This is a genomic window from Flavobacterium sp. GNP008 (assembly GCF_056428965.1).
In genome coordinates, this window is record NZ_JBWJVL010000021.1 from 1 (window position 1) to 272 (window position 272).

Below are 272 nucleotides of genomic sequence, written 5' to 3' on the forward strand. Positions count from 1 at the left end.
CTGCCTGCAGAGAAGCCACCACCTGCTCCAAATGAATGAGTTGCAACGGCTCGGCCTGCTTCTCCTGAACCGGGTGCACGGCCCGAATGCCCTTGAGCACCTTGCGCACCACAGGCGTCCTGGTCGGATCGGGAAAACCCTGGCTGGTGTGCCACTGCGCCAACGCCGACAGGCGCAGCTTCAGCGTATTGACCGCCAGCACGCCTGCATGCGCCACCAGATAGCGCGCCACACTGTCGCTCGTCGCCGGCAGGAATCCGCCCCAACTCACT

1 protein-coding gene is annotated in these 272 nt (G+C 64.3%); it reads right to left on the minus strand.

The window, feature by feature from the left end:
- The coding region (locus AC0608_RS13720; RefSeq protein WP_478289461.1) for a hypothetical protein at positions 1–272 on the minus strand (272 nt) is incomplete at both ends.